We start from the raw sequence: 4,954 nt of genomic DNA, 5'->3' as shown, positions 1-4,954 counted from the left end.
GTCCCAGCCCTCCTACGGCTACCCGCAGGCGCCGCAGCCCGCCCCGCTGCAGCAGGTACCCGCGGCCTACATCCCGCAGCAGGCCACCGCACCGCGCGGGTACCCCGGCCCGCAGCAGCCTCAGCCACCACGCCCGATGGCGAACGGCACCGGCTACGAGGCCATGCGCCCGGCCGCTCCCCGGCCCGCCCCGGCGCCCTACCAGGACCCGTACGGCAACCAGCAGTACCGCGGTTACTGATCCGCTCCCCGACTGTCCGTGCCGCCTGGCAGGATGAGGTCATGGGGAATGCGGAGCTGTGGTCCTTGCACATCCACCCGGTCAAGGCGTTCCGGCCCGTCGGGCTCCGGGAGGCCGTCGTGGAGCCCTGGGGACTGGCCGGCGACCGGCGCTGGGCGCTGATCGACGACGGGGGAAAGGTCGTCACACAACGCCAGACGCCCCAGCTCGCGTTGGCCGCCGCCGAGCCCATGCCCGGCGGCGGCCTCCGTCTTTCCGCACCCGGCCGTGCCCCGATCACGGTGTCCGTCTCGCGGCCGGGTGCCACGGTGACGGTGGACATCTTCGGCGACAAGGTGGAGGCCGTTTTGGCGGACGAGGCCGCCCACGCCTGGTGCGGGGGCCTTGCCGGGGCCGGCGTCCGTCTCGTCCACATGGACGACCCCGCCACGCGCCGTCCCGTCGACCCGGACTACGCCCTGCCGGGCGAGACGGTGAGCTTCGCCGACGGTTACCCCCTGCTGCTCACCTCGCAGTCCTCCCTCGACTCCCTCAACTCGCTGATCGCCGAGGGCGACCACGCCGAGGAGGGCCCGCTGCCGATGAACCGCTTCCGGCCGAGCGTCGTGGTGGCCGGCGCCCCCGCCTGGGCCGAGGACGACTGGCAGCGCATCGCGATCGGCGAGGTCGCCTTCCGGGTCGCCAAGCCGTGCGGCCGGTGCGTGGTGACCACCACCGACCAGGCCACCACCGTCCGCGGCAAGGAGCCGTTGCGCACCCTCGGCCGGCACCGCCGCTTCGGCGGCGAGCTGGTCTTCGGGCAGAACCTGGTGCCGGAGTCGACCGGCACCATCCGGCTCGGCGATCCGGTCACCGTCCTCGAATGACCCGCGCTTCGCCGGGAACCCTGGGACGGGGCCCGGTCGTTGGCTTTCCTGAGACGTTCCTGGAGGTCCCGGCCGGACGGCCGGAGGTGATGTGCCTCTCTCTTCGGCCGGGTTCGGGAACGGACTGCCTCGCCAAGGACTGTGACGGAGCAGGAAGGGGGTGCGGGGACCGTGCGAGCGATCAGCGGACTCTGGCGCTGGCGGCACAATCCGCTGCGGCGCACGACCGATCTGGTCGAGTCCTGGGTGGCATTGGCGGCCCTGCTGCTCGCCCTCGTCGTCGCCCCCGTGATCGGTTCCCTGGTCGGCACCGCCGCCCAGGGGGCCCTGCAGCAGTCCGTGCGCGACCAGCGCCAGACCCGGCACCAGGTGACGGCCACGGTGGTGAAGAAGCTGAACCGGCTGGAGTCCGATGCGGAGATATCCCCGGGGCAGGGCGCGCGCAGCCGCGTCCTCGCCGACTGGACGGCCCCCGACGGCACCCGGCGGCACGAACCGGTCTCCACAGGCTTGAAGGCCCCGAAACCCGGTGAGACCTTCACGCTGTGGACCGACGCGCACGGCACCACCGTGCCCCAGCCCCTGGACTCCGCCACGGCCACCACCCATGCGGTACTGGCGGGATTCGGCGTCGCCCTGCTGACCGCGGGCCTGGTGGAGGCCGTACGCCGGCTGGTCCTCTGGCGCCTGGTCCGCCGCCGGTACGCGCAGTGGGACCGGGCCTGGGAGCGGGTGGGCCCGGACTGGGGCCGTACCGGCACCGGCAGTTGACGGCCTTCCGACTCCGGTCAACCGACCGTCTGCGGGCACGCTACGGTGGACCGGCCGACGCACTCGGCATCAACCGACCCGCATACGACGAGGTGGGGGCACAGCAGCGCCATGGCACAGGGCACGGTCCAGGTGACGCACACCGGCACATCGCGGTGGCGGCGCCGCACGGGTGAGTACGCATCGCTCGCCGCCGCCCTGGAGGCCGCGGCGGACGGTGACGTGCTCACCATCGCCCCGGGCACCTACCGCGAGAACCTCGTGGTCCAGCGGGCGGTGACGCTGCGCGGCCCCGAGAACTCCCCCGGCTCGGTGCGCATCGCCCCCGTCGACGGGGTGCCGCTGACCGTGCGCGCCTCGGCGGTGGTGCAGGACCTGCATGTGGAGGGCCAGGACGCCACCGCGCCCGCCCTGCTGGTGGAGGAGGGCACGCCGGAGATCGGCAATGTGCGGGTCGTGACCCGGTCCGCGGCCGGCATCGAGGTGCGCGGCGGCGCCCGGCCGGCCGTGCGGCGCTGCACGGTCGACAATCCGGCCGGCATCGGCATCGCCGTACTCGACGGCGGCGGCGGGGTGTTCGAGGAGTGCGAGGTCGTCGCGGCCGGGCAGTCGGGCGTGGCGGTCCGCGGCGGTGCCCACCCCCGGCTGGAGAACTGCCGGATCCACCACACCTCCGGCGCGGGTCTGTCGGCGACGGGCGACAACTCCACGCTGGAAGCGGTGGGTTGCGAGGTCTACGAGGTGCGGGGCAGCGGCGTCCAGGTCACGGGCGGGGCCACCGCGCACCTCACCGACTGCGATGTGCACCGCACCACCGCGGACGGCGTCACGCTCGACACCGACGCCGTGCTGACGCTCGCCGACTGCCGTATCCACGACATCCCGGAGAACGCGGTGGACCTGCGGTCGCGTTCCGTGCTGACGCTGACGCGGACGACGGTGCGCCGGTTCGGGCGCAACGGCCTGTCGGTGTGGGACCCGGGCACGCGCGTGGACGCCAACCAGTGCGAGATCTTCGACAGCACCGGCGACTACCCGGCGGTGTGGGTCAGCGACGGCGCGACCGCGGTGCTCGACGCCTGCCGGGTGCACGACGTGCCGGACGCGCTGTTCGTGCTGGACCGCGGCTCCCGGGCGGACGTCGTGGACAGCGATCTGACCCAGGTGCGCAACACGGCGGTGTCGGTGAGCGACGGCGCCACCGCGCAGCTGGACGACTGCCGGATCAAGGACGCGGCCACGGGCGCCTGGTTCCGCGACCACGGCAGCGGCGGCACCCTCAGCAACTGCACCGTGGACGGCACCCAGACCGGCGTGATCGTCACCAAGGGCGCCGATCCCACCATCGAGCGGTGCACGGTCTCCTCCCCCGCCGAGGCCGGCTTCTACGTCTCCGCCGGGGGTCGCGGCAGCTTCCTGGGCTGCCGGGTGACGGACAGCGGCGGCTACGGCTTCCACGTGATCGACGGCTGCCGTACGACACTGAGGAAGTGCCGTACGGAGCGGTGCACGCGCGGTGGTTACGAGTTCGCGGACGGCGGGCCGGACGCCGGGGCCGGGTCGGGTCCCGTGGTCGAGGACTGCGCCGGCGACGAGAGCGGCGCTGTGCGCCCGCCCGCGGCCCGGGAGACGGCCGTGCAGACGACGAGTCCGTCCCCCGGTCTGCTGGGCGCGATCCCCGGGCAGCGCACCACCGAGCAGGAGCCGCTGGTGACCGCCGCCGAGCCGGAGCCGGCCGCACGGACCGCGAAGGACGTGCTCGGCGAACTCGACGCGCTGGTGGGCCTGGACAGCGTCAAGCGGGAGGTGCGCGCCCTGACCGACATGATCGAGGTGGGTCGGCGCCGGCAGCGGGCCGGGCTGAAGGCCGCCTCGGTCAAGCGCCATCTGGTCTTCACCGGCTCCCCCGGCACCGGCAAGACCACGGTCGCCCGCCTGTACGGCGAGATCCTCGCCTCCCTCGGCGTGCTGGAGAAGGGACACCTCGTCGAGGTCTCCCGCGTCGACCTGGTCGGCGAGCACATCGGCTCCACCGCGATCCGCACCCAGGAGGCCTTCGGACGGGCGCGCGGCGGGGTGCTGTTCATCGACGAGGCGTACGCGCTCTCCCCGGAGGACGCCGGGCGGGACTTCGGCAAGGAGGCCATCGACACGCTGGTGAAGCTGATGGAGGACCAGCGGGACGCGGTGGTGGTGATCGTCGCCGGATACACCGCCGAGATGGAACGCTTCCTTTCGGTCAACCCCGGTGTGGCCTCCCGTTTCTCGCGCACCATCACCTTCGGCGACTACGGCCCCGACGAGTTGCTGCGGATCGTGGAGCAGCAGGCCGAGGAGCACGAGTACCGGCTGGCGCCGGGGACGGCCGAGGCCCTGCTGACGTACTTCACGGCGGTCCCCAAGGGCCCGACGTTCGGCAACGGCCGTACCGCGCGCCAGACCTTCGAGGCGATGGTGGAGCGGCACGCGGGCCGGGTCGCCCAGCTCGCCGACCCCAGCACGGACGACCTGACGCTGCTCTACCCCGAGGACCTGCCCGCGCTGCCCTGAGCCCCGGTGCCGTCCGGCGGTTCGTGGGCGGCACGCGGCTCGTCGTCCGGGGGGTCGGGCGGCCCGTGGCGCGGTGCGGGCAGGTCCGGGCGCAGCCGGGCGAGCAGCCGTCCGCGTTCCTCGGCGAAGGCCGGGTCCGCCTGGTAGTCGGAGTGGCCGAGGATCGGGGCGGGCAGGGGGTGCCGCGCGGTGCGGCCGTAGGCGAGCGGGTCCCGCAGCGGGGCGCGGTCCACCTCGGGGCCGTGGTCGTCGGTGAGCCGGACCGGGCCGCCGATGGGGTCGGTGAGCCGGTACAGGTTGCGCCAGCAGTCCACGTCCCGGTGCAGGGCGCCGAGGGCGGCCGGTCCGAAGTGGGCCGGGAACCAGCGGCCGTAGAGCCGTTCCAGCGGCGAGCCGTAGGTCAGCAGCGCGACCCGCCCGCGGACCGGCGGGGTGAGCTGCCAGGCCGCGGCGGCGGCCAGCACGCTGCCCTGGGAGTGCCCGGACAGCACCAGCCGGTCGCCGGTGGACCGGGTCCAGGTCGCCA

4 protein-coding genes and 1 pseudogene are annotated in these 4,954 nt (G+C 74.0%); 4 read left to right on the top strand and 1 reads right to left on the bottom strand.

Annotation, left to right across the window (positions count from 1 at the left end):
- From C1I97_RS31425 to C1I97_RS31410, 4 genes are all read left to right on the top strand, one after another.
- A partial coding sequence (locus C1I97_RS31425) for a DUF6643 family protein (protein WP_369008376.1) occupies window positions 1-241 on the top strand: 241 nt, incomplete at its 5' end.
- Between the two features lie 41 nt (window positions 242-282).
- Window positions 283-1,107 (top strand): MOSC domain-containing protein, encoded by an 825-nt coding sequence (locus C1I97_RS31420; RefSeq protein ID WP_111006462.1) that lies wholly within the window; start codon window positions 283-285, stop codon window positions 1,105-1,107.
- 171 nt (window positions 1,108-1,278) lie between these two features.
- The gene (locus tag C1I97_RS31415) at window positions 1,279-1,878 is read left to right on the top strand and encodes an Rv1733c family protein (RefSeq protein ID WP_111006461.1); all 600 of its coding nucleotides are present in this window, start codon (window positions 1,279-1,281) and stop codon (window positions 1,876-1,878) included.
- A gap of 111 nt (window positions 1,879-1,989) precedes the next feature.
- Entirely contained in the window at window positions 1,990-4,428 is a 2,439-nt protein-coding gene (locus C1I97_RS31410) for a right-handed parallel beta-helix repeat-containing protein (protein ID WP_181447001.1), read from the top strand.
- Here C1I97_RS31410 and C1I97_RS31405 read toward each other — a convergent pair.
- A pseudogene (locus C1I97_RS31405) lies at window positions 4,398-4,954 on the bottom strand (hypothetical protein); the annotation flags it as partial. The gene C1I97_RS31410 and the pseudogene C1I97_RS31405 overlap by 31 nt on opposite strands.

This window comes from Streptomyces sp. NTH33, assembly GCF_003236365.1.
Classification (GTDB): domain Bacteria; phylum Actinomycetota; class Actinomycetes; order Streptomycetales; family Streptomycetaceae; genus Streptomyces.
Note: the sequence above shows the minus strand (reverse complement) of the source record. Positions and strands in the feature narration are given on the sequence as shown.